The 23,037-nt window shown below is 60.2% G+C and carries 20 protein-coding genes; 17 read left to right on the plus strand and 3 right to left on the minus strand.

Going from position 1 to position 23,037, the window contains the following annotated elements:
- The first annotated feature begins 52 nt into the window (after window positions 1-52).
- The 5 genes from HDE79_RS03675 (at window position 53) to HDE79_RS03695 (ending at window position 5,627) form a co-directional block, all read left to right on the plus strand.
- Window positions 53-436, plus strand: a complete 384-nt coding sequence (locus HDE79_RS03675; RefSeq protein WP_184600551.1) for a RidA family protein — start codon at window positions 53-55, stop codon at window positions 434-436.
- A gap of 94 nt (window positions 437-530) precedes the next feature.
- Entirely contained in the window at window positions 531-2,651 is a 2,121-nt protein-coding gene (recG, locus tag HDE79_RS03680; RefSeq protein WP_184600552.1) for an ATP-dependent DNA helicase RecG, read from the plus strand.
- A gap of 137 nt (window positions 2,652-2,788) precedes the next feature.
- The gene (locus tag HDE79_RS03685) at window positions 2,789-3,724 is read left to right on the plus strand and encodes a nucleoside hydrolase (RefSeq protein ID WP_184600553.1); all 936 of its coding nucleotides are present in this window, start codon (window positions 2,789-2,791) and stop codon (window positions 3,722-3,724) included.
- 81 nt (window positions 3,725-3,805) lie between these two features.
- Window positions 3,806-4,060 (plus strand): type B 50S ribosomal protein L31, encoded by a 255-nt coding sequence (locus HDE79_RS03690; RefSeq protein ID WP_184600554.1) that lies wholly within the window; start codon window positions 3,806-3,808, stop codon window positions 4,058-4,060.
- 271 nt (window positions 4,061-4,331) lie between these two features.
- Entirely contained in the window at window positions 4,332-5,627 is a 1,296-nt protein-coding gene (locus HDE79_RS03695; protein ID WP_184600555.1) for a citrate synthase, read from the plus strand.
- A gap of 92 nt (window positions 5,628-5,719) precedes the next feature.
- On the opposite strand, the gene HDE79_RS03700 is transcribed toward HDE79_RS03695, so the two are convergent.
- Window positions 5,720-6,394, minus strand: a complete 675-nt coding sequence (locus HDE79_RS03700) for a hypothetical protein (RefSeq protein ID WP_184600556.1) — start codon at window positions 6,392-6,394, stop codon at window positions 5,720-5,722.
- A gap of 70 nt (window positions 6,395-6,464) precedes the next feature.
- Window positions 6,465-8,993, minus strand: coding sequence for a penicillin-binding protein 1A (locus HDE79_RS03705; RefSeq protein ID WP_184600557.1), 2,529 nt, complete (start codon window positions 8,991-8,993; stop codon window positions 6,465-6,467).
- Between the two features lie 251 nt (window positions 8,994-9,244).
- Here HDE79_RS03705 and HDE79_RS03710 point away from each other — a divergent pair, with 251 nt between their 5' ends.
- The 11 genes from HDE79_RS03710 to HDE79_RS03760 all read left to right on the plus strand — a co-directional run bounded on the left by HDE79_RS03710 (window position 9,245) and on the right by HDE79_RS03760 (window position 21,860).
- The gene (locus HDE79_RS03710) at window positions 9,245-10,303 is read left to right on the plus strand and encodes a pilus assembly protein PilM (protein ID WP_184600558.1); all 1,059 of its coding nucleotides are present in this window, start codon (window positions 9,245-9,247) and stop codon (window positions 10,301-10,303) included.
- Entirely contained in the window at window positions 10,303-11,127 is an 825-nt protein-coding gene (locus HDE79_RS03715) for a PilN domain-containing protein (protein WP_184600559.1), read from the plus strand. Before HDE79_RS03710 ends, HDE79_RS03715 begins: the two co-directional genes overlap by 1 nt.
- The gene (gene pilO, locus HDE79_RS03720; RefSeq protein ID WP_184600560.1) at window positions 11,124-11,789 is read left to right on the plus strand and encodes a type 4a pilus biogenesis protein PilO; all 666 of its coding nucleotides are present in this window, start codon (window positions 11,124-11,126) and stop codon (window positions 11,787-11,789) included. Before HDE79_RS03715 ends, pilO begins: the two co-directional genes overlap by 4 nt.
- A complete protein-coding gene (locus tag HDE79_RS03725; RefSeq protein ID WP_184600561.1) occupies window positions 11,786-12,319 on the plus strand; it encodes a pilus assembly protein PilP in 534 nt (177 codons plus the stop codon). The genes pilO and HDE79_RS03725 overlap by 4 nt, the downstream gene beginning before the upstream one ends.
- Window positions 12,320-12,375: 56 nt before the next feature.
- A complete protein-coding gene (locus tag HDE79_RS03730; protein WP_184600562.1) occupies window positions 12,376-14,547 on the plus strand; it encodes a type IV pilus secretin PilQ in 2,172 nt (723 codons plus the stop codon).
- Between the two features lie 179 nt (window positions 14,548-14,726).
- On the plus strand, window positions 14,727-15,722 hold the full coding sequence (locus tag HDE79_RS03735) for a MoxR family ATPase (RefSeq protein ID WP_184600563.1): 996 nt from the start codon (window positions 14,727-14,729) through the stop codon (window positions 15,720-15,722).
- The gene (locus HDE79_RS03740) at window positions 15,719-16,666 is read left to right on the plus strand and encodes a DUF58 domain-containing protein (protein WP_184600564.1); all 948 of its coding nucleotides are present in this window, start codon (window positions 15,719-15,721) and stop codon (window positions 16,664-16,666) included. The genes HDE79_RS03735 and HDE79_RS03740 overlap by 4 nt, the downstream gene beginning before the upstream one ends.
- The gene (locus tag HDE79_RS03745; protein ID WP_343205900.1) at window positions 16,663-17,217 is read left to right on the plus strand and encodes a DUF4381 domain-containing protein; all 555 of its coding nucleotides are present in this window, start codon (window positions 16,663-16,665) and stop codon (window positions 17,215-17,217) included. Before HDE79_RS03740 ends, HDE79_RS03745 begins: the two co-directional genes overlap by 4 nt.
- Window positions 17,214-18,203, plus strand: coding sequence for a VWA domain-containing protein (locus HDE79_RS03750; RefSeq protein WP_184600565.1), 990 nt, complete (start codon window positions 17,214-17,216; stop codon window positions 18,201-18,203). The genes HDE79_RS03745 and HDE79_RS03750 overlap by 4 nt, the downstream gene beginning before the upstream one ends.
- Window positions 18,196-20,163 carry a tetratricopeptide repeat protein gene (locus HDE79_RS03755; protein WP_184600566.1) on the plus strand — a complete coding sequence of 656 codons (1,968 nt, stop codon included), beginning with the start codon at window positions 18,196-18,198 and terminating at the stop codon, window positions 20,161-20,163. Before HDE79_RS03750 ends, HDE79_RS03755 begins: the two co-directional genes overlap by 8 nt.
- Window positions 20,160-21,860 (plus strand): BatD family protein, encoded by a 1,701-nt coding sequence (locus tag HDE79_RS03760; RefSeq protein ID WP_184600567.1) that lies wholly within the window; start codon window positions 20,160-20,162, stop codon window positions 21,858-21,860. The genes HDE79_RS03755 and HDE79_RS03760 overlap by 4 nt, the downstream gene beginning before the upstream one ends.
- On the opposite strand, the gene HDE79_RS03765 is transcribed toward HDE79_RS03760, so the two are convergent.
- Window positions 21,847-22,368, minus strand: coding sequence for an O-acetyl-ADP-ribose deacetylase (locus HDE79_RS03765; RefSeq protein ID WP_184600568.1), 522 nt, complete (start codon window positions 22,366-22,368; stop codon window positions 21,847-21,849). The genes HDE79_RS03760 and HDE79_RS03765 overlap by 14 nt on opposite strands.
- 56 nt (window positions 22,369-22,424) lie before the next feature.
- On the opposite strand from HDE79_RS03765, the gene HDE79_RS03770 reads away from it, so the two are divergent.
- Window positions 22,425-22,883 (plus strand): MarR family transcriptional regulator, encoded by a 459-nt coding sequence (locus tag HDE79_RS03770; RefSeq protein WP_184600569.1) that lies wholly within the window; start codon window positions 22,425-22,427, stop codon window positions 22,881-22,883.
- Window positions 22,884-23,037 lie beyond the last annotated feature (154 nt).

Here is a 23,037-nt window from a genome sequence, read left to right on the forward strand (position 1 = left end):
GCTATTCGCCTCTAAGCTTTACACTCGCGCTTTCAATCTCGCGAGGTTCCCCATGTCCCGCAGCATCATCGCTACTGAGCTTGCACCCGCCGCTATCGGTCCGTATTCGCAGGCCGTGCGTGCCGGCAATACGGTGTATTTCTCCGGTCAGATTCCGCTCGATCCTGCCACTGGAGCGCTGGTCGATGGCGACATCGCGGCACAGACGCGGCGGGTGTTCGACAACCTCACAGCGGTGGCGAGCGCAGCGGGCGGTTCTCTGGCTCAAATCGTACGCGTCGGCATCTATGTGACCGATCTGGCGAATTTCGCTACGGTCAATGCGGTGATGGCCGAGTATTTCCAGACGCCGTATCCCGCGCGCTCCACGATCGAGGTTTCCGGGTTGCCGAAAGCCGCACAGGTCGAAATCGATGCGGTAATGGTGCTGGACTGATCGTTCATCGCGGCGTATGCCGACGGCTGTTGTCGGGATTGTGTAAGGATTGCGGCTTACGGCGATGGGGTGTGCTCGGTTAGGCTTGGGCGTCATGAGCGCGCGCATTCCTCGTCCTTCTTCCACGGTAACCACTGATCCCGGTATTGCGCCGGTCAGTGCGCTGAGCGGTGTGGGTCCGGCGTTGGTCACTACGCTGGCGAAGCTCGGATTGGAACGTGTACAGGATCTGTGGTTTCACCTGCCACTGCGCTATGAAGACAAGACCCGCGTTACCGCCATTGCGGATTTGCGCGTCGGTGAGCGAGCCCAAGTCGAGGGCGTTATCGAAGCGGTCGAACGCGGCTTCCGTTTTCGCCCGCAGCTTAAGGTGGCCATTGGCGATGTGAGCGGTCAGACGCTGATGCTCCGCTTTTTCCATTTCAATCGCGCACAGGCCGAACAGTTGCGGGTTGGTGCGCGCGTGCTCTGCTATGGCGAGGTTCGCCACGCCGCGCAGGGTCTGGAGATGGTGCACCCGAGCTATCAGCGGCTGAGCGGTGACGAGCTGGCTGCGGTGGATGAATTGCTGAGTCCGGTCTATCCGACGACCGAAGGACTGGGCACGAAGCGGCTCGCTGGCGTGATCGCGAAGTCACTGGCGTTGCTGCCGCCTGCCGCGCAGTTGGAGCTGATTCCGCCGGAACTGTGCGCAGAGCACGGACTTGCCTCGTTGCGCGATGCATTGCTTTACGTGCATCGACCGCCGCCGGATGCCCACCTCGGCCAGTTGATGCTTGGCCATCACCCTGCGCAGCAGCGGCTGGCCTTTGAAGAGTTGTTGACCCAGCATCTGAGCCTGAAGCGCATGCGTGCTGCCGTGCGCCGTCGGCATGCGCCGGTGCTTGGCGGCGATGGAAACTTGCGCCAGCAACTGCTGAAAGAACTGCCGTTCTCATTGACCGCCGCGCAGCAACGTGTAACTGCAGAGGTGGCGCGCGATCTCGCCCAGCCGAAGCCGATGCTGCGACTGGTGCAAGGCGACGTCGGCAGCGGCAAAACCGTGGTGGCTGCACTGGCTGCGCTGGCTGCCATTGAGGCCGGTCAGCAGGTCGCACTGATGGCGCCGACCGAGTTGCTGGCCGAACAGCATCTGCGCAATTTCCGACACTGGCTGCAGCCGCTCGGTGTCGCTGTCGAATGGCTGGTTGGCAAGCAGCAGGGCAAGGCGCGGCAGCAGGCTATGCAGCGGATCGCCGAGGGTGCGTCGATGGCGATCGGCACGCATGCGTTGATGCAGGAAGGCGTGGCCTTTGCGCAACTGGGACTGGTGATCGTCGACGAACAGCATCGTTTCGGCGTGCAGCAGCGGCTTGCCTTACGTGACAAGGGTGCCGATCACATCAGCGGTCTGGTGCCGCATCAGCTGGTGCTGACCGCCACGCCCATTCCACGCACGCTGGCGATGAGCGCCTACGCCGACCTGGATGTTTCTTCCATTGATGAGCTGCCGCCCGGTCGCACGCCGGTGCAAACGATTGCGATCTCCAACGCGCGCCGGTTCGAGGTGATCGAGCGCATCCACGCCGCGTGCGGAGAAGGGCGACAGGTCTATTGGGTGTGCACGCTGATCGAGGAATCCGAGCAATTGCGCGCGCAGGCGGCCGAAGTAGCACACGCCGAACTCTCGGCTGCGCTGGTTGGCTTCAAAGTTGGCTTGATTCACGGTCGCATGAAGCCGAAAGAAAAGCAGGCGGCGATGGATGCATTCAAGGCCGGGGAATTGTCTGTGCTGGTGGCTACCACGGTGATCGAGGTGGGCGTCGATGTACCCAATGCCAGTCTGATGGTGATCGAGAACAGTGAGCGGCTTGGCTTGGCGCAGTTGCATCAGCTGCGTGGGCGCGTCGGGCGTGGAGCGGTCGCGTCCAATTGCGTGCTGCTGTATCAACCGCCGCTCGGACAGCTGGCGCGGGAGCGACTGCTGGTCATGCGCGAAACCAGCGACGGTTTTCGCATCGCCGAGAAGGATCTGGAGCTGCGTGGCCCGGGTGAAGTACTCGGCACGCGTCAGACCGGACAGCTCAGCTTCCGCATCGCCGATCTGGCTCGCGACGCGCATCTGTTGCCAGCGGTGCAGCAGGTTGGCGAGCGCATGCTGGCCCAACATCCAGCACAGACCGAGCGGTTGATAGAGCGCTGGATCGGTGGCGCCGCGCGGTATGTGCATGCGTGAGCGTGGAGAATAGGGAGCCCTGAAAAAGGATTCCTTTCGGTCACGGGTAACAGGAATCAAGGCTTGAGAGCGTTCGCGAGATCTGGTCTGCCTGTTACCTCTAAACTACGAAGCTCTTTCATCCTCGACTTGTCCCCATGACCAAGCCCCAGCTTCTAATCGACACCGACCCCGGCGTGGACGACGCGCTCGCTATCCTCATGGCGCACGCACATGCCGATGTTGCGGGCCTGAGCATCGCTGCAGGCAATGTCGGCCTGGGCCATACCGTGCGTAACGCACGCACCCTTGTTGATCTGCTGGATGCCGCGACACCCATCTTTGCCGGTTGCGCCACACCGTTGGTCCGTGCACCGGAAGAAGACGCGGCATTTGTGCACGGTCAGGATGGTTTTGGTGATGTGGGATTTGCGTCGCCACGAGCCATGCCTGCGGATGAGCCCGCCGCGCTCGCATTGCTGCGTCTCACCCGCGAACGGCCGGGTGAGCTGACACTCGTCGCGCTGGCGCCGTTGACGAACCTGGCGTTGGCGCTGCGGATCGATCCCAGCTTGCCCGAGCGGGTTGCCCGGCTGGTGATCATGGGCGGCGCGGTCACCGGTCACGGCAATACCGGCAAGGTGCCGGCCGAGTTCAATATTGGCTTCGACCCGGAGGCGGCGCATGTGGTGTTCGAGGCGTTTCCACAGTTCGAGCTGGTCGACTGGGAGGCCACGTTGCGGCATGCGTTTGACGACGCAGAGTTTGAGGGCTGGTTGAAGGCCGGTGATCAGCGCGCAAAGTTTTACGACAGCATTGTGGGTACCGCACGTGCCTACAACCTGACGCACGGGCGGCAAGGCGTCATTGCCGCCGACGCGCTGGCGATGGCTGTGGCCATCGATCCGTCGATCGTCACCCGTCGCGAAAAGCGTGCGGTTTCGGTTGAGCTCGACGGGCGTCTGACCCGCGGCGCTACCGTGGTTGATTGGGCTGGCCGACTTGGCCGGCCGATCAACGCCGACATCGTGCTGGAGGTCGATCAGGCCCGCTTTGCCGCTATGGTACGGCGTGCCTTGGGCGTCGTCGTTTGAGGCGGACAAGCTCCGGGGTTGCAGTGACGGGCAAACGACCGTTACAATACCGCTCTTGTTTCCATCGCTTTAGAGTCTGTCATGAAGCCTGATATCCATCCGAACAACAAAGCGGTCGTTTTCCAGGACCTGTCGTCCGACTTCGCGTTTCTGACCAAGTCGACCATGTCCAGCAAGGAAACCATCAAGTGGGAAGACGGCAACGAGTACCCGCTGATCAAGGTGGATATCTCCAGCCACTCGCACCCGTTTTACACCGGCAAGCAGAAGACGCTTGACGTTGGCGGCCGCGTGGACAAGTTCCGTCGCCGCTATGCGGGTTCGACAAAAGAATAATTCGCTGTCGGGCCGTCTCCATTGAAAGGCCTGCAGATACGATTCGAGATACGGGGTGAGCGCAGGCTTGCCCCGTATTTTTTTGTGCTCGCTGAGCTCCCATTCGCGATCGAATGTTCACAAGGCCTTATGCGATAATTCGCGTTGAACAACGCCCAGGCGTTCGAAGCACCGCATGCTTTCCCCGGCATGCAAACCAAGCATTCCCCTCGCCGACCGGTGTCGCCCCAGCGGCTGCTCCTGGTGGTGATCCACATGTAAGGAGATTCCCGTGTCCGATACCAAGATCGTCAAGCTGGTGGATGAGTCGAACCAGCGCAGTAGTGAGCTGCCATTGATCAGCGGCACGCTTGGGCCCGCGTGCATCGACATCGGTACGCTTTACAAGGACACCGGGCACTTCACCTACGATCCCGGCTACGGCAGTACCGCCAGCACCAAGAGCGCGATCACGTATATCGATGGTGACGAGGGCGTGCTGTTGTATCGCGGTTATCCGATCGACCAGCTGGCCGAAAAATCCAGCTTCCTCGAAGTGTCCTATCTGCTGCTCAACGGCGAGCTGCCGACCAAGGCCGAGTTCGACGCGTTCGACCACGAGATCACGCATCACACGATGATGCACGAGTCGCAGAAGAATTTTTTCCAGGGTTTCCACCACGATGCGCATCCGATGGCCATGCTGGCGGCTTCGGTGGCGTCGCTGTCGGCGTTCTATCATGACGATCTGGATGTCGATGACCCGGCCGATCGCAAACTCGCGGCGATTCGCCTGATTGCGAAGATGCCGACCATTGCCGCGTCCTGCTATCGCTATTCGATCGGCTGGCCTGCCCGCTACCCGCGCAACAACCTCGCCTACGTCGACCGCTTCCTGCACATGATGTTCGAAGTGCCAAGTGAGCCGCTGGAGATGAGTCCGGTGGCAGCGAAAGCACTCGATCTACTGTTTATCCTGCATGCCGACCACGAGCAGAATGCCTCGACGTCGACTGTTCGACTGGTCGGTTCCACCGGTGCGAATCCTTACGCCTCCATTGCTGCTGGCATTACCGCTTTGTGGGGTCCGGCGCATGGTGGCGCCAACGAAGCGGTGCTGAAGCAGCTGAAGGAAATCGGCACACCAGACAAGGTCGAGACTGCCGTCAAACGCGCCAAGGACAAGAACGACAGCTTCCGCCTGATGGGCTTCGGCCATCGCGTTTACAAGAACTTCGACCCGCGCGCGAAGATCATCCGCGAAATGTGCCACAAGGTGCTCGAGGAACTGGGCGTCAACGATCCCCTGCTCGATGTGGCGATGAAGCTGGAAGAAGCGGCGCTGAAGGACGATTATTTCGTCGAGCGCAAGCTCTACCCGAACGTTGATTTCTATTCCGGCATCATCTACAAGGCGCTGGGCATTCCGACCGAAATGTTTACGGTGATGTTCGCCATCGCGCGGACCTCCGGCTGGATTGCTCACTGGATCGAGCAGCACGAAACACCCGGATCGCGTATCGGTCGTCCGCGCCAGATCTATACCGGTGCCGACGTGCGTGACTATCTGCCGGAAGCGAAGCGCTAAGCCTGTCTGTTGCGCTCAATCGATAGAAAAGAAAAAGCCCGGGTTTATCCCGGGCTTTTTCTATGGCGTCGCCAGATACGGCACATTGACGGTCAGCGCAGAGCCGCCGACAGTCTCTGCTCGAACGCATCGTCATCGTTTTCCGCCAGCAGAATTTCCACCTGGGTAAGCGTCGCCCGCCGCATGGGCGTGTCGTCGGCGCGCCGATCGAGCGGTGCCTGACGCAGGCTGTCGCGTGGCAGAACGGTGAGGTCGAACGGCAACTCGTCGGCGGCAAATAGCAACACGGGATATTCCGATTGCTCATCGCGCTTGGTTCGCAGCCGGCGGGTCTGTGTTTCGATCGGTACACCGTTGTCGAGCAGATATCGACCTACCGCATCGGGATCATCGCTGAACACATGCAGGCAAACGGCCGAGTGAGTATCGGCGGTACCTTCGAGCACGGCGCCGACCAGGCGCGGTTCGTACGCGGAGAGAAAGCGCATGGCTTCGACCGCAGCTTCCCGACGCTGACGCAATGATCTTGGTTGACTATCGGCAAGAAACAGACGCTGATGCTCACGTAGCGCTTCTTCGATTTCCAGGTTACGTGGCAACGCCTGTGTATCGAGAATACCCAAGCGCTCGGCGGCCTTGAGCTTGGCGTGGTGAAAGTCGCGGATGCCGTGCTCGCTCATCAAGCGAGCGGCTTCCTGGGCAATGCGCAAACGACTGCGCTGTAGCCGGTCGTGCGCGTGGATGCGGTGGTGTTCGCCTCGGGACATGACACGCTCCTCATCGGTAGATTGCCTGCAGTGCGGCGCTATCTGGATGGCGACACGCTGCATGGGCGATTTAGAAAATATCGTAGGCGTGCTGCTGGTCCTGTTCCTTCTGCTGAGTGGCCTGGGTACGCAGGCGGTCGACGTCCTCCACCTTGAAGATTTCGTTCATGCTGTTGGGGTCATCCGACGAGGTCGGCAAACCGCTGTCGCGGTTGATCAATACCGTACTGATCCCGGGCGGCATTGGCAACGTGTTCATTGGCAGGCCTTTCAGCACCTCGCCCATATAGTCCATCCAGATCGGCAGTGCGGCTTTTGCACCAAACTCGCCATGACCCAGCGACGCGTAATCGTCGAAGCCAACCCATACCGCCGTGGAAAGATTGCCGTTGAAGCCGACGAACCAGGCATCGCGATGGTCGTTGGTGGAGCCGGTCTTGCCGGCCAGATCGGTCCGGTTGAGGGACTTCGCGGCTGAACCGGTGCCGCGCAGGATCACGTCCTTCATCAGTGAGGTGAGCAGGTAGTCGTTACGAATGTCGATGACAAGCGGCGCCAGCACCGGAGGGTGCGCATTCTGATTGTGCACGTCGGCAGGCAAGACAGCGATGCCAACGCCATCGACGCTGCTGGCCGATGCAGGGGCTGCCGTGGTGGCTATCGGAACATCGTTGGCCGGCGTCTTGATCATGTCGGCTGGCGGTGGTCCGGGGGGGCTCGTATCCAGCAGACGCTCCTGGCAGTCGCGACAGGCGCGGGCGGGATTGGCCACGTAAACCGGCTTGCCGGTGCGGTCGTCGATCTCACTGATGAAGTACGGCGTGACCAGGTAGCCGCCGTTGGCGAACACCGCGTAGCCGCGCGCCATGCTCATCGGCGAAACCGACGCGGTGCCGAGTGCCATCGACAGGTTGGGCGGGATGGAGTCGAGCGAGAAGCCGAAGCGGGTGACGTAATCGCGTGCATAGCGAACGCCGATGGCGTCGAGCAGGCGTACGGAAACCAGATTCTTGGACTGCACCAACGCTTCGCGCAGACGCATCGGGCCAGCGAACTTTCCATCGTCGTTGGACGGCGTCCAGATGCCACCGGGTCGCGATGGATCAGGCAATGCCAGCGGCGCGTCGTTGATGATCGATGCTGGCGTGAACCCGCGTTCGAACGCCGCCGAGTAGAAATACGGTTTGAAACTCGAGCCAGGCTGGCGTGCTGCCATTACGGCACGGTTGAATTTGCTCAGCGAGAAATTGAAGCCGCCGACCAGCGCACGGATTGAGCCGTCTTCCGGATCGATCGAGGTCAATGCGGCCTGCGCACGGGGAATCTGATCGAGCTGCCATTCGCCCTTTTCATCGCGAGAAAGGCGGATCACGTCACCGCGTTTGAGTACCTTGCTGACCGTGGTCGGCGCCGCGCCAACACGATCGTCGTCGATATGCGGGCGTGCCCAGCTCATTGCGGCCAGTTCGAGTTTCGCGCTCTGGTGATCGGCCAGATAAACCGTGGCCTCGGTCGCGTCGGCGGCGGTGACCAGCCCCGGCTGCATGCCCGAGATGCTGAAATAGCTGGAGAGCACGCGATCGTAGTCGGCTTCTCCGGCATCGGCCGCCAGATCCTGATGCGCCTCCGGGCCGCGCCAACCATGACGGTGGTCATAGATGCCGAGCCCGTTGCGCAATGCTTCCACGGCCGCTTTCTGACGATCGCTTTGCAGGGTGGTCTTGACGACATAGCCCTCGGTCAGCGCCTCGTTGCCCAGTCGATCCAGTGCCTGCCGCCGTACCATTTCGGCGAGATAAGGGGCGTCGACCTCAATGGTTTGCTCGTGCGGGAAAGCGTGGTTCGGCTCATCGATCGCCTGTTGATAGACCGGCTGGGTGATGTAACCGTGCTTGAGCATCTCACCCAGCACCCAGTTCCTTCGGGCGATGCCGCGTGCGGGGCTGTTGATGGGGTTCACCACTGACGGCAACTGGAAGGTCGAGGCCAGCATGGCGCACTCGGCCACCGTTAGCTGATCCAGCGTCTTGCCGTAGTAATACTCCGCGGCTGCACCAACGCCATAAGCGCGATGCCCGAGAAACATCTTGTTGAGATAGAGCTCGAGGATCTGGTCCTTGCTCAGCTCGTGCTCGATACGCAGAGCGATGAAAATCTCAGTGAGCTTGCGCGAGTAGAGCTTTTCCGGACTGAGGAAGATGTTGCGCGCCACCTGCTGGGTAATCGTCGAGCCGCCAGGGCCCTTGTCGCCGCCGGTTGCGATGACGTGCCAGCCGGCACGGGCAAGACCGTGCCAATCCACGCCAGGATGATGGTAAAAGTCGGCATCTTCGGCCGACAGCACCGCGTGCTTGAGCTGATCGGGAACATTGGCGATCGCTACCGGGATGCGCCGTGTCTCGCCGAAACTGGCGATCAATTTGCCGTCTGCGCTCAGCACGCGCAGCGGTACCTGCATGTGGTAATCCTTCAGAACGGCTACGGCTGGAAGCCTTGGCGCGATCAACCAATACGCCACGCCAACCGCGATAACGGCAAGCAGCAGACCGGAAAAAGCCAGGATCAGAGCCCAGCGCAACAATCGCTTGAGAATTCGCATGGTGTGGGGATAGCGAGACCTGAGTCAAAACATGCCAGAGTATAGATGTAGCAATATCCCCGAATGAGCACGTCGCCGCCAAGCAAGGCACACGCCAAACAAGGCAAGGTCGCAATTGTGGCGGACATCACGACAATTAGTTGAGAAAGTGCACGTAGACCGTTGCTATTGCGTTAATTTTTCGATTTAATGCCATTGCGCATCCCTCCAGGATTCTGGTTAGGGGCGCCAAGTGGCAAGGGGGAAACACCGTGGGGCTTTTTACACCCAAGAAGCCGGCACTGATTGGTGTCGACATCAGTTCGACTGCCGTCAAGCTGCTGCAGCTCAGTCAGGCGGGCGGCCGTTTTCGCGTGGAACATTACGCGGTCGAGCCCCTGCCACCCAATGCCGTGGTCGAGAAAAACATCGTCGAGGTCGAAGCGGTAGGCGATGCGATCCGTCGCGCACTGGCTCGTTCCGGCTCCAAGCTCAAGCACGGTTCGGCCGCGGTGGCCGGCTCAGCGGTGATCACCCGCATCATTCCGATGTCCAGCGACCTCTCTGAAGATGACCTCGAAGGTCAGATCCAGATTGAGGCAAACCAGTACATTCCTTACCCCATCGACGAAGTCAGCCTCGATTACGAAGTGGTGGGTCCGGTGCGTGACAACCCGGAGATGAATAATGTGCTGCTGGCCGCCTCGCGTACCGAGAACGTTGATATGCGCGTGGCGGCTCTCGATCTCGGCGGCCTGATTGCCGGTGTGATTGATGTTGAAGCATTCGCGATGGAAAACGCGTTTGCGATGATGGCTGACCAGCTGAGCGTGGGGCGCGACGCGCTGGTGGCGGTGGTGGACATCGGTGCCACCATGACTACGCTGTCGGTACTGCGTAATCAACGCACCATCTATTCGCGCGAACAGGTTTTTGGCGGCAAGCAGCTTACCGACGAGATCATGCGTCGCTTCGGCCTGTCCTACGAGGAAGCCGGTCGTGCCAAGCGCAAGGGCGGCTTACCCGAATCCTACGAAAGCGAGGCACTGGAGCCGTTCAAGGAATCGCTGATCCAGCAGATCAGCCGTCTGCTGCAGTTCTTCTTTGCAGGCAGCGAGTACAGCAAGGTCGACCAGGTCGTACTGGCCGGTGGTTGTGCCTCGATCGAAGGGTTGGGTGCGATGCTGGAAGAACAGCTCGGCGTGCCCTGCATCGTTGCCAATCCGCTGGCGCGGATGTCGCTATCACCGCGGGTACAGGCGCAGTCGCTGGCTCAGGATGCACCTGCGTTGATGATCGCGGTCGGCCTCGCCCTGAGGAGCTTCGACTGATGGCACATGTCAACCTACTTCCGCATCGTGCTGCTCGACGCAAGCAGCGCGAACGCGAGTTCTACATTCAATTGGGCGTCTCCTTTGCAGCAGCGATTTTATTTTTGCTGCTCTGGGGATCATGGATGGGCGAGCGCATCGATAACCAGAGCGATCGCAACACCATGCTGCAGAACGAGATAACCCAGGTCGACGTGCGCATTGCCAAGATCAAGGATCTGGAAAAAGTGCGCGACCATCTGTTGGCGCGCAAGCAGATCATCGAACAGCTGCAGGCCGATCGCTCGCAGATGGTCCACCTGTTCGACGAGCTGGTGAAAACGATCCCGTCCAGCGGGCGGCTCACGGGTATGAGGCAGGATGGCCAGTCGATGTCGCTCGATGGCGTGGCGCAGTCCAATGCCAGCGTCGCTGAGTACATGCGCAACATCGAAGCCTCGCCATGGCTGGGTCATACCGAGCTGCGCAAGACCGAGAAAAGTGTGGAGGCAACGCGCATGCCTTACACATTTGGCTTGGATGTGGCATTGAGTCGGCCAAAGACTGACGAGGCCAGTGATAGCAAGATGCCCGAGACCGATTTCAGCAAGACACCCCCACCGCCAGTCGCCACCACGCCGGCAGAGCGCGCACAAATCGAGGCGATGGTAGCGTCGTTCAAAGCGGCGGCGGCGAAGCCCGACGCCACGCCGGCGGATCGCGTGAGACTCGATGCGATGGCAAAGGCGTTGGAAGCGGCGCAGACGAAAACTAACTACACCGCGCCAGCGAAATCGATATTCGGACCGGCGAGCGCGACGACTGCGGGAGGAACCAAGCCATGAAGTTCCTCGATGACATTCGCAATCTCGATCGCAACAACGTTGGTGGCTGGCCGCAGTCGGTCAAGATGTTCTTTACCGGACTGTTGTTCGCCGTCATCGTGCTTATTGGCTGGTATTTCTTTATCGGTGACCAGCAGGACAGCCTGACGACACTGGTCGGCAAGGAAGATCAGTTAAAGCAGGAGTTTTCGACCAAGCAGGCCAAGGCCGTCAATCTGGAACCGCTGCAACAACAGCTCGACGAGATGCAGGACATGCTCCGTCAGCTGCTTCGTCAGCTGCCCGGCAAGACCGAAATGCCGGAATTGCTCGTCGATATTTCGCAGACCGCGCAGAGCGCCGGCTTGCAGACGGAACTGTTTCAGCCGGGTCCGGAAACACCGAAGGATTTTTACGCGGAAAAGCCAATCACCTTGCGTATGTCCGGCACCTACCATCAGTTCGGTACCTTTATCAGCGGTGTGGCTTCGTTGCCACGGGTAGTGATTCTGACCTTGCACGATGTTTCGTTGACGCCGAAGGCAGCGTCGAAAGGGGGCGTAGCCAGCGATGGCCAGCTCGTCCTGCAGGGTACGGTCAAAACCTATCGCTATCTCGATGATGAAGAGAGCAGCACCACCATCAAGGCATCGGGCAGCATCCCGCCGGGAGGGCAGAAATGAAAATGTTTGCTGCCATCAATCCGCTACGTGTTGTGCTGATGCTGGGGCTCGCCTTGGTTCTCAGTGGCTGCACGCGCGGCACCTCGGATTTGCGCGACTGGATCGCGCAGGAAAAGGCCAAGAAGGGCGCGCCGATCACGCCACTGCCGGTCATCAAGACTTTCGAGACATTCAAGTACGACGATCAGGACAAGCGCGATCCGTTCAGCCCGAGCTTGGCCGAAACCGAGCCGAGTTCCGGCAATAGTGGTCCGCGCCCGGATGCGAACCGTGCCAAGGAACCACTGGAAATGTTTTCGCTGGACAGCTTGAAGATGGTCGGTTCAGTCGGTTCCGGTATCGGTACCGAAGTGCTTATCAAGGATCCGGGTGGGGTGATTCACCGTATCCACAAAGGTGAATACATGGGCCAGAACTACGGGCACGTCATCACCATAAGCGATGATCACATCGATCTGGTCGAGTTGGTATCTAACGGTAATGGTGGCTGGATGGAACGTCCTGCCAGCATCGCCCTTGCCGGGCAATAGGAAATACAGGGGCTGATGCTATGACCAATCCAATCCAATCCTTTCGGGGCCGTGTCATGCGCCATGCGAGTCACTACGTATTGATAGGCTTGCTGCTTGCCGGCTCCGGCTGGGCCAGCGCCGCTTTGGCAGCAGGCACCACGCTGAAGAACATCAGTTATCAGGCTCTGCCGGGTGGCAACGTCGAGCTGAAGATGGACTTCGGTAACGGACCTGTGCCGCAACCAAAGATATTCACGACAGGCAATCCGCCTCGTATAGCAGTTGACTTTGCCGACACTGATAACGCATCCGCGCGGCATCTGAACATCGGGCAAGGTTCGACTTCGGGCGTCTCGGCGGTAACCGCTGGCGGCCGTACTCGCGTCGTGGTCGAGCTGATGCGTGAATCGACCTACCGCACTCGCGTTGTAGGTCACAGCCTGCTGCTGACTATCAATAACGGCGCTGCGGATCAATCCGTCACCACGGTTGCCACCATCGATCCGTCCAAGGCGCTTCCTTCGTCGATGAATGGTCCGGCGATTTCCAATATCGATTTTCGCCGGGGCCCCAACGGTGAAGGTCGCGTACTGATCAGCTTCAGCGGTTCCGGTGCCAACGCCCAGATGACGCACAAGGGCGGCATGGTGCTGGTCAATATCGATCACGCCAATCTGCCGCCCAACTTGGCGCAACGTCTGGATACGCTGGATTTTGCGACACCGGTGCAGTCGATTGTTACCAAGGCGGCCATCGGTGGTGGCGCGCATATCGAAATCGCCGTGAAGGGTGACGCTGATACATCGGGTTATCAGACTTCCGATCAGTATGTGGTTGAGGTGTCACCCAAGAAAACCGATGCCAAAACCGAAGCGTTGGCCAAGGCGGGTCAGGAACCGGTTTATACCGGCAAACGGGCCACATTCAATTTCCAGGACATTCCCGTACGTTCGGCGCTGCAACTGATCGCCGATGAATCCGGACTCAATCTGGTTGCTTCGGACAGCGTCAGCGGCGGTGTCACGTTGCGATTGGATAACGTGCCGTGGGATCAGGCGCTGGACGTCATCTTGCGCGCCAAGAGCCTGGACAAGCGTCGCGATGGCAATGTCATCTGGATCGCGCCACAGGCCGAACTCGCGAAGTACGAGCAGGACATCGCCGATGCGAAGCTGAAAGCGCAAGATACTGCCGAGCTGGTCACCGACTATGTGCCGATCAGCTATGGCAAGGCTTCGGATATTGCGAAGTTGTTGACGACAGGAAGCTTGCAGGCTAGTGGCGGAACCAACGCCAGCGCTCAACATGGTTTTCTATCAACGCGTGGAAGTGTTGCGTTTGATATCCGTACGAATACCCTGTTGCTCAACGACACGCCTGAAAAAATCAAGCAACTGCGCGAGCTTATTGCGGTGCTGGACAAGCCCGTGCAGCAGGTACTTATCGAATCGCGTCTTGTAGTCGCCAATGACACTTTCGCGCGGGATCTTGGCGCAAAATTCGGCATCAGTGGCAAGCAGAACAATACAAGTTTCGCGAATTCAACGGCAGCTGGAACCAGTTTGGCGTCAGGCGTCGGCGGCGGCAACGTGGTGTCTATTGGTGGCACTGACAGTGGAAGCGGCACAGCCAGCGGTCTGAACTTTAATTTACCTGCTACGACGACTGGCGGTAGTTTCGGATTGGCCATTCTCGGCGCCAACTATTCAGTCGATCTGGAGCTTTCCGCTGCACAGACGGAAGGCCGCAGTGAGGTTATCTCCAGTCCTCGCGTTATCACGGCAAACCAGCAAGAAGCCGTTATCCGTCAGGGTCAGGAAATTGGCTACGTGACCTACCAGAATTCTACAGGCAGTTCATCTGGCAGCGGCACGGCAACCGTCGCATTCAAGGACGCTGTGTTGGAGCTTAAAGTCACGCCAACCATCACTGCCGATAACCGCATCTACCTGCTGATCAACGTGACCAAGGACGCGCTCGCTGGCTACATCACCGTTCCCGGCAGCGGCCAGGTACCTACCATCAACACGAGTTCGGTCAATACGTCAGCGTTAGTGGACAATGGGCAGACTGTGGTATTGGGTGGTATTTACGAAATCAACAATACCGATACTGTAGTGAAGGTGCCTGGTTTAGGCGATATTCCGATACTTGGCGCGTTGTTTCGCCAGAGTTCGCGCAGCAACACCAAGGCTGAACTGCTGATCTTTGTGACGCCGCGCATTCTCAGCGAGACCTTGCAGTAAGACCTCAATGTGTTTGAAAAAGAGGCGGCTTAGGCCGCCTCTTTTTTTGCTGGGACCGTTACTTTTGTCGGTCGATTAAACTTACGACGAAGATGATGGTCTGAAGGGCACCGCTCAATGATGCATTCAATACCTCTCTATTGATTGACTATCGGGCCCGTTTTGGAAATGGAGTGAACATGGCTACAGCTGAAACTTCGTCGATTAGCCCATTGCAGCAAGCGTTTACGGTGCTGCGCGAGGACTTGCAGCGGAGCATCATCGGGCAGCCGCATTTGATCGACTGTCTGCTCGTTGCCTTGCTGGCGGATGGGCATCTGCTAGTCGAGGGAGCCCCCGGTCTGGCCAAGACCACGGCAGTGAAAGCACTGGCGGCGCGGATCGAGGCGGATTTTCATCGAGTACAGTTCACTCCCGATCTGCTGCCTGCCGATCTCACCGGCACTGACGTGTTTCGTCCACAGAGTGGCAGTTTCGAGTTCGAGCTTGGCCCGCTGTTTCACAACATCGTGCTGGCGGATGAGATCAATCGTGCGCCGGCCAAGGTGCAGTCGGCGTTGCTTGAGGCAATGGCAGAGCAGCAGATCACTGTGGGTCGCAGCACCTGGCATTTACCTGAATTATTCATGGTGATGGCAACCCAGAATCCCATCGAACAGGAGGGTACATTCGCTTTGCCCGAGGCCCAACTCGATCGTTTTCTGATGCACGTGACCATCGGCTATCCCGATGCAGCAGCTGAACTGGCCATTCTCAGATTGGTGCGCGAGCAGGCCAGCCATCGCGGTCAGGCGCCGGCAACGTCGCCTGCGTTGCTGAGCCAGGCAGATGTCTTCGCCGCAAGGGAAGCGTCCATGGCGGTGCACATGGCGCCGGCGTTGGAGGAATACCTGACACAGCTGGTGTTGGCGACGCGCGACGCTGGTCGTTATGGTCCGGAGCTGAAGCGCTGGATCGCCTGGGGCGGCAGCCCACGCGCTACCATCGCACTCGATCGCTGCTCGCGTGCCCGCGCTTGGTTGGCCGGTCGCGATTACGTTCTTCCAGAGGACGTGCACGGCATCGCGCACGAAGTTTTGCGGCACCGTGTCTTGCTCAGTTATGAAGCCGAAGCCGAGGGCGTGCGTCCTGATCGCGTGATCGATCGTCTGTTGGATCTCGTGCCGCTGCCGTGAGTGCTGTGATGTCGCAATCGAACGATGGCGATGGTCGCTCTCGGGTTTCACTGGCTGAGTTGATCGCGCTGCGCACACGAGTAGGACGTGCGAAGCTGGCGGCACTGGTCAGTCGTTCAGCGCGAAGCGGTCAGCAGTCCAGCCGTCTATACGGCCGCGGCATGGATTACGCCGAATCCCGTGTTTATCAGGCGGGTGACGATGTGCGCCGACTCGACTGGCGTCTTACTGCTCGAAGCGGCAAGCTGCACACCAAACTTTTTCAGGAAGATCGCGAGGGGTCATTGCTGATCCTCGTCGATACCCATTCCAGCATGCGCTTCGGCACACGGGTGCGATTCAAATCGGTGCAGGCGGCCAGATCAGCGGCATGTGCAGCGTGGTATGCAGCGCGTGCCGGTGAGCGGGTTGGCGTGATGGCGTTTGGTCAGGCTGATTCGCTACTGGGTCCACAGGCTGGACCTCGCGGCGCATTGGCCGTGTGTGGAGCGCTGGCAGAGTGGGATGCAAGGCCGACGTCCGATCGAACAGAATCACTGGCCGATGCATTGACGCGTGCAAACCGTCTGCGCTGCGGCGCCAGTCGCGTGCTGCTGATCAGCGACGGATTTAGTGCCAACACATTCAGCGGCGACGTGTCCACGCGGCAGCGACTTCTGGATCTCAGTCGGCACACTGCTGTAAGTGTTCTAGTGGTTGCCGACGCGCTGGAAGTTGCACTGGTGCCACCCGGTCGTTATCCGTTGGAACAGACGGGTGAGCGTACTGAAGTGATTTTGCAATCCGAACGTCAGCGTCGCGATTTTCAGCGTGCCATCGGCGCCGGACCAGCGCGACTCGGCGAGTTGGCGCAGTCGCTTGGCCTCCGCTGGGGCAATGTAGACACTACCGCTGATCCGTTCGATGCGGTGATCGGTGTGCTTGGTGCCAGGAGATCGGCGTGATAACTCCTCCATCCGCATCATCATCATCGACAGCAGCGGCAGCGCCGGGCCCGGTCTTGCGTGATATCCATTTGCCACCCGATCCATCATGGTGGCCACCTGCACCGGGCTGGTGGATGCTGGTGGGGCTTCTACTCATGGTGGCGGTGCTCTGCGCTTGGTTGTGGCGGCGATATCGTAGCCAGGCTCAAAAACGTGAGCGCGTGTTGGCTGAACTCGATCAGCTGATGCAGCAGTATCAGCGAGACGGCGATCAGTCGGCGCTCGCGAGCGGCATGCATCAGCTGCTGCGTCGCGTTGCGCGTCGGCACGATGTACACGCCGCGCAACAGCGTGGCAACGCATGGCGGCAAACGTTGGCGCGCGTTCCGGTCGATGCGGGGACGCTGGATCAACTGATGGCGCTGGAGCAAGTGATTTACCGCGCGCCCGTAGCGTTTGATCAAGCGGCTGCATCGGCGGCGGTTCGGCAATGGCTGCGACTGGCATTGAAGCCCGCTAAATGGAAGCGCGCTACGAGTGCACCGAGCAATGGCGGAGCGCGGTCATGACGACGTTCGCGTGGCCGTGGATCATCGTATTGTTGCCGTTGCCCTGGTTGCTATGGCGCTGGCTGCGACCGGTGGCGCCGGGGCAGGCCTTGCATCTGCCACAGCCGGGCATCCGGTTGGCACAGGCGAACAGCCAGTCGGCAAAAAGTATCGGTCCGTGGCTGCTGGTGTTGGCCTGGTTGAGCCTGCTTGTTGCTGCCGCTCGGCCGCAGTGGATCGGGCCGCCAGAGGCGCAGCAGCACAGCGGGCGAGCGTTGATGTTGGCAGTGGATTTGTCCGGCAGCATGCGTACCGAGGATATGCAGTTGGCAGGCCAGGCGGTCAGCCGTTTCGGTGCGGTCGAGGCGATTGCCGGCGACTTCATCAGTCGTCGGCGCGGCGATGAAATGGGTTTGATCTTGTTCGGCAGTCAGGCCTTTCTGGTGACGCCGCTGACGTTTGATCTTTCCGCTGTGCGGGCGCAGCTCGAGGGTGCGACGGTGGGGCTGGCTGGCACGGAAACGGCTATTGGTGATGCGATCGCCGTGGCCGTAAAGCGCCTGTCGGCATTGCCGCAGCAGGCGCGTGTGCTGGTGTTGCTTACCGACGGCGTGAACAACGCGGGCAGCATTGCGCCGCGCGAAGCGGCGCGTGCTGCCAAGGCCGCCGGCGTGCGTATTTACACTATCGGCATCGGCGCCACCCAGATGCGTGTGGCGGGCCTTTTTGGCAGTCAGCTGGTCAACCCGTCGGCCGATCTGGATGCCGACATGCTGACCACCATCGCCAACGAAACCGGCGGGCGCTTTTTTCGCGCCACCGACAGCAATGCGTTGGCCGATGCCTATCGCGCCATCAACGCGCTGGAGCCGATGCCCCAGCACGGACCGCCACTGCGACCCCGACAAGAGTTGTTCCGCTGGCCGCTAGGCGTCGCGATTGTGCTTTTGCTGATCGTGATCTTGCCCCGCCGGTTCAATGTAATGCGGGGCATCACGCATGAATGAGGCGCTGCAGCAGTTTCATTTTCTGCGACCACTGTGGCTCGTCGCGCTTGTCGCGCTGCCGCTGCTGTTCTGGTTCGGTATGCGGCGGAGTTCGGTGCCACTTGAACTTTCCCGGTTGGTCGATGCCGAGCTGTTGCCGCATCTGTTGCGTGGTCGTGCGGCCAATCGTTATGTGCCAGCTGGTCTGTTCGCCATGGGTTGGACGCTATGTGCATTGGCGTTGGCCGGCCCGACCTGGAATCGTGTGGCGCAGCCGCTTTATGCCAGTCGAGCAGCTCAGGTCGTGGCGATATCGCTGTCGCAGCATATGCTGTCGCGCGACGTGGCACCGAGCCGGCTGGACCGAGTGCGCTACAAGGTGCATGACTTGCTGGCCAGCAATCGAGATGGCCTTAACGCGTTGATCGGCTACGCGGGCGAGGCGTTCGTGGTGGCACCACTGACCGCCGATGCCGACAGCCTCGGCGATTTGCTCAACGCCATGAGCCCCGACACCATGCCGGTGGACGGCAACGATGCGGCGCTGGCGATCCAGCGTGGCGCGGCGCTGATTCACGATGCCAATGTACCCGGCGGTTCGCTGGTATTGATTACCGATCAAGCCGATGCCGCCGCCGCCGCCGCGGCTCGCGTGGCTAATGCCGCGGGTGTGAGGGTGTCGGTGCTCGGTGTGGGAACGGCGCAGGGTGGCCCGATACCTCAGGCCAGCGGCGGTTTTCTGCGCGATGAGCAGGATCGCATCGTTATGGCCGATCGCGATGATGCAGCGTTGGTGGCACTGGCTGCTGCGGGCGGTGGCCGCTACGCGCCGATGACGACGGATGCCGGCGATATCGATGCGTTGAAAAGCGAGCTGCGTGCCGGTCCGTCAATAGCCGCAGCTGGGCAAGTGGGTGACGAGTGGCAGGATCGCGGTCCGTGGTTGCTGCCGCTGCTGCTGCTGGTCGTGGCTCTGGCTTTCCGACGCGGTTGGCTACTGTTGTTGCCGCTGATCCTGCTACCCATGCTGCCTGGTCGCGCCGACGCTACCGATTGGCGCGACCTGTGGCAGCGCCCAGATCAGCAGGCTGCGCAGACATTACGCCAGGGTGGCCCGGCCAAGCAGGCGCAGCAGCTTGCACGTGATCCCGCCTGGCGCGGTGCGGCTGATTATCGTGCAGCCGACTATGCTGCTGCCGCGAAAACCCTGCAGCCGCTGCCTGGCACAAACGCGGCGTACAACCGCGGCAACGCGTTGGCCAGGCAGGGTCAATATAGCGAGGCAATCGATGCCTACCAACAGGCGTTGAAAATCGATCCGGCCAACGCCGATGCGGCCGCGAATAAAAAGGCCGTCGAGGATTGGCTGAAACAGCAACAGCAGCAGGACCAGAAGAACAAGAATCAGCAGCAAAAGCAGGATTCGTCGAATTCGAAAAAGCCTGACAGTGGCGGTGACCAGGGTCAGCCGAAGCCGGATCAACAGGGGTCCGATGCCTCGCAAAAGCCGGATCAGAAGCCATCGCAGGATGCCGGCAAGCCATCGGATAAATCGGGACAGAATGGTCAGCCTGATTCGCAGAAGCAGCCATCGCAAGACCCGTCCAAGCCGGATCAATCCAAACCAGATCAAACGGGCGATGATTCATCCGCAAAGAACCAGTCCGCCGAGCAACCCAAGCCACTGACGCCACAGCAGCAAGCCGAGCAGAAGGCCAGCGCTGACAAGGCGCAGCAGGCTTTGCAGAAGCAGATGGATCAGGCGCTGGCTGGCCAGCCAAAGGATCAGCAGGGCAAGTTGCCGCCAACCCATCAGCTTGGCGAGATGTCGAAAGACGATCCGGATTCCAAGCTGCCGGCCGATCTGCGACAGGCCATACAGCGTGTGCCGGATGATCCGGGTGCGTTGCTGCGACGGAAGTTTCAACTGGAATACGAGCAGCGCCACGGTGGCGTACCCAACGAGGATGATCAACCGTGATCTATCGACGACTCATTGCATGGTGCCTGCTCTCCTTGATGCTGATCCCGGCATTCGTCCATGCGGGCGACGTGCAGGCCACACTCGATCGCACCAGCGTGTCGCTGGGCGAAACGGTGACGTTGAATCTGCGTATCCAAGGCGATGCCAGCAATCTCGCCATGCCCGATCTAGGCGTTTTGGGCAGCGACTTCGACATGCTAGGTACATCGCAAAACAGCAGCGTCAGCGTGGTCAACGGTGCCGCGACGTCCGAGCTGACATTGGGTGTGGTATTGCGACCCCGGCATACCGGTACTTTGCAGATTCCCTCGCTTGTTATCGCCGGAAGTCGAACAGCGCCCCTGCAACTGGAAGTAACGGTGGCGGATGCTTCGGATAATGTGGCCGCGCATCGTGATGTTTTCATGGAGTCGCAGGTCGAGCCGAATCAGGGCTATGTCGGCCAGCAGCTGAGCTACGTGGTGCGGTTGTTTTTTGCCACCACCATCAGCGATGGCTCGCTCGAAGCACCGCAACTCAATGGCATCCAGTTCAACAAGATCGGCGACGATACCAACTACTCGGTTGAGCGTGGTGGACGTCAGTACCATGTGCTGGAGCGGCGTTATGCGTTGATTCCACAGCATGCCGGTCGTGTCGAGATTCCCGCGCTGAATTTTCAGGGCGTGGCAATCGATCCGGCGGACCCGGACAGTTTCTTCGGCGCGCGCAAACCGGTGTCGGCCAGCGCGCCCGCAGTAACGATCGACATCAAGCCGACGCCCGCTGACTGGGGCGGCACGGCGTGGCTGCCGGCACGCCAAATAGGCCTTAAGCTGGATGGTTTGCCGGATGCGCAGACTCCGGTGCGAGTGGGCCAGCCGCTGAATCTCACGATGAACCTGCAGGCGACCGGCTTGCCGGTGGAGGCGCTGCCAGCGCTCAGCATGCCGCCGCTGGATGGAGCAACGGCATATCCGGACAAACCGACCACCACCAGCCGCAACGATGGCCCGTGGATCGTTGGCCAACGGCAGCAAGCCTTTGCGATTGTTCCCAACCGTGCCGGTACGCTGACGATCCCCGCAACAACGCTCAAGTGGTGGAACGTGTTGGCCGATCGCATGGAGGTCGCGCAGATTCCGGCGCACAGTTTTTCCGTGTTGCCAGCGAGTGGTGGTTCGGACGTCCATACGGCCAATCCGGCGACCGCAGCGACGGCAGCTTCAGCTGTCGCGCCAGTTACGTGGGCGAATGCACCAACGACACCATGGCGCTGGATCGCCATAGGCAGTATTGCCTTGTGGTTGCTCAGCGTGATGGCATGGCTGATCTGGCGTCGTTATCAGCGTGAGCGTCCTGCATCGGTGGCGATTCCAAACGCGCCCAATGCATCGGCGCGCGAGCGTCAGCAAGCATTCCTCGTCGCCGCGCGCGGCAGCAATACGTCAGAGCAGGTGCGTAGCCTGCTGGCATGGGCACGCATAGAACGACCGGCAATCCAGCATCTCGGCGACTTGGCCGCATTGCTGGGCGATGAACAACAACGCACGGCCATTGCGAGCTTGCAGCAGCGGCATTACGCCAGTGCATCGATGTCGGGTAGCGATGCACCATTGGCTGAAGTCTTCAAGCGCGGCTTTATCTGGTGTGTGGCCGACAAGGGCGATGAGGGCTCTGATCTGCCGCCGCTCTATCCCTTTAAACTGCATTAATCGCGCCTTGGAAAATTGTTCGCATAGCCTCGCTGAAGCAGCACAAAGTAATGTCGATGGAAGCATCATGGGTCAGCTCATCGCACAGCGTGGCAGCGGTCACTGCCGCCGCCAACGTTGCCGGATAGCCGTAAACACCGCAGCTGATTGCCGGGAACGCCATCGTGCGCAGCCGATGTTCGCGCAGCAGACGCAGCGAGCTGCGATAGCAGTGGCTCAACAGCGCCGCTTCATCGTGATCACCACTATGCCAGATCGGTCCAACGGTGTGAATCACGTAGCGTGCCGGAAGATCGAAGCCCGGTGTGATGCGCGCCTCGCCCGTCGGGCAACGCACACCCGGCACGCTTTCCGGTAATGCGCGACAAGCGTTCAGCAATGCAGGTCCAGCCGCCCGGTGGATCGCGCCATCCACGCCGCCTCCGCCGAGCAAGCCGGGATTGGCCGCGTTGACGATGGCGTCCATGCGCAGTTGGGTGATATCGGCGGTGACAACGGTGATGGGCATGGCTTCGGTCCTGGCTGCGCCGTATGCTTCAATCTCTGCAGAGGTTTTAAAAGCTCATGGCGAAGACAGAAGATATCTCCTTCGGCTACCTGCTCAACGATGTGACTTTGCTGATTCGCAAGCACTTCGATCGGCGTGCGGTGAAGTTTGGACTTACCCGCGCCCAATGGCGTGCGGTCAAAGTACTGTATCTCCGCGAAGGTCTGCGGCAAACCGAGTTGGCTGAATTTCTCGAAATGGAACCGATTGCCGTAGGTCGGGTGATCGATCGACTGCAAGCCGCCGGCTTTGTCGAGCGTCGACCCGATCCGAAGGATCGCCGGGCCTGGCGCTTGCATACGACCGACCAGGCGCGTGGCGTTGTCGATGACATGGAAGTTATCGGGCGCGGCCTGCGCAAGGATGCCACCCGCAATATCGATTACGACGAACTACAGCAGGCGATGGCGGTGATCACCCGAATCAAGGATAACCTGCTGGCGTTGGACCAGCTCACGGCCGACGCTGAAAAATGATTCTGCGCTGAGCCTGGGCATGAATCTTTGCTCATTGGCGGACTGATTTGGGTCCATTGGTCGCAATGGCGATGCCACATGCTGACGCCAGGCCCGCACTGTCTGCGGCATTGACTGCCTCTAGGTGGATCTTGCGCCGCCCAGCCCGATGAAG

This window comes from Rhodanobacter sp. MP1X3 (genome assembly GCF_014207165.1).
Classification (GTDB): domain Bacteria; phylum Pseudomonadota; class Gammaproteobacteria; order Xanthomonadales; family Rhodanobacteraceae; genus Rhodanobacter.

What these genes read in the sequence shown, in the direction of transcription:
- HDE79_RS03675 (WP_184600551.1), top strand. Translation starts at nt 53, where the DNA reads ATGTCCCGCAGCATCATCGCTACTGAGCTTGCACCCGCCGCTATCGGT.
- recG (WP_184600552.1), top strand. Translation starts at nt 531, where the DNA reads ATGAGCGCGCGCATTCCTCGTCCTTCTTCCACGGTAACCACTGATCCC.
- HDE79_RS03685 (WP_184600553.1), top strand. Translation starts at nt 2,789, where the DNA reads ATGACCAAGCCCCAGCTTCTAATCGACACCGACCCCGGCGTGGACGAC.
- HDE79_RS03690 (WP_184600554.1), top strand. Translation starts at nt 3,806, where the DNA reads ATGAAGCCTGATATCCATCCGAACAACAAAGCGGTCGTTTTCCAGGAC.
- HDE79_RS03700 (WP_184600556.1), bottom strand. Translation starts at nt 6,394, where the DNA reads ATGTCCCGAGGCGAACACCACCGCATCCACGCGCACGACCGGCTACAG.
- HDE79_RS03705 (WP_184600557.1), bottom strand. Translation starts at nt 8,993, where the DNA reads ATGCGAATTCTCAAGCGATTGTTGCGCTGGGCTCTGATCCTGGCTTTT.
- HDE79_RS03715 (WP_184600559.1), top strand. Translation starts at nt 10,303, where the DNA reads ATGGCACATGTCAACCTACTTCCGCATCGTGCTGCTCGACGCAAGCAG.
- pilO (WP_184600560.1), top strand. Translation starts at nt 11,124, where the DNA reads ATGAAGTTCCTCGATGACATTCGCAATCTCGATCGCAACAACGTTGGT.
- HDE79_RS03725 (WP_184600561.1), top strand. Translation starts at nt 11,786, where the DNA reads ATGAAAATGTTTGCTGCCATCAATCCGCTACGTGTTGTGCTGATGCTG.
- HDE79_RS03730 (WP_184600562.1), top strand. Translation starts at nt 12,376, where the DNA reads ATGCGCCATGCGAGTCACTACGTATTGATAGGCTTGCTGCTTGCCGGC.
- HDE79_RS03735 (WP_184600563.1), top strand. Translation starts at nt 14,727, where the DNA reads ATGGCTACAGCTGAAACTTCGTCGATTAGCCCATTGCAGCAAGCGTTT.
- HDE79_RS03750 (WP_184600565.1), top strand. Translation starts at nt 17,214, where the DNA reads ATGACGACGTTCGCGTGGCCGTGGATCATCGTATTGTTGCCGTTGCCC.
- HDE79_RS03755 (WP_184600566.1), top strand. Translation starts at nt 18,196, where the DNA reads ATGAATGAGGCGCTGCAGCAGTTTCATTTTCTGCGACCACTGTGGCTC.
- HDE79_RS03765 (WP_184600568.1), bottom strand. Translation starts at nt 22,368, where the DNA reads ATGCCCATCACCGTTGTCACCGCCGATATCACCCAACTGCGCATGGAC.
- HDE79_RS03770 (WP_184600569.1), top strand. Translation starts at nt 22,425, where the DNA reads ATGGCGAAGACAGAAGATATCTCCTTCGGCTACCTGCTCAACGATGTG.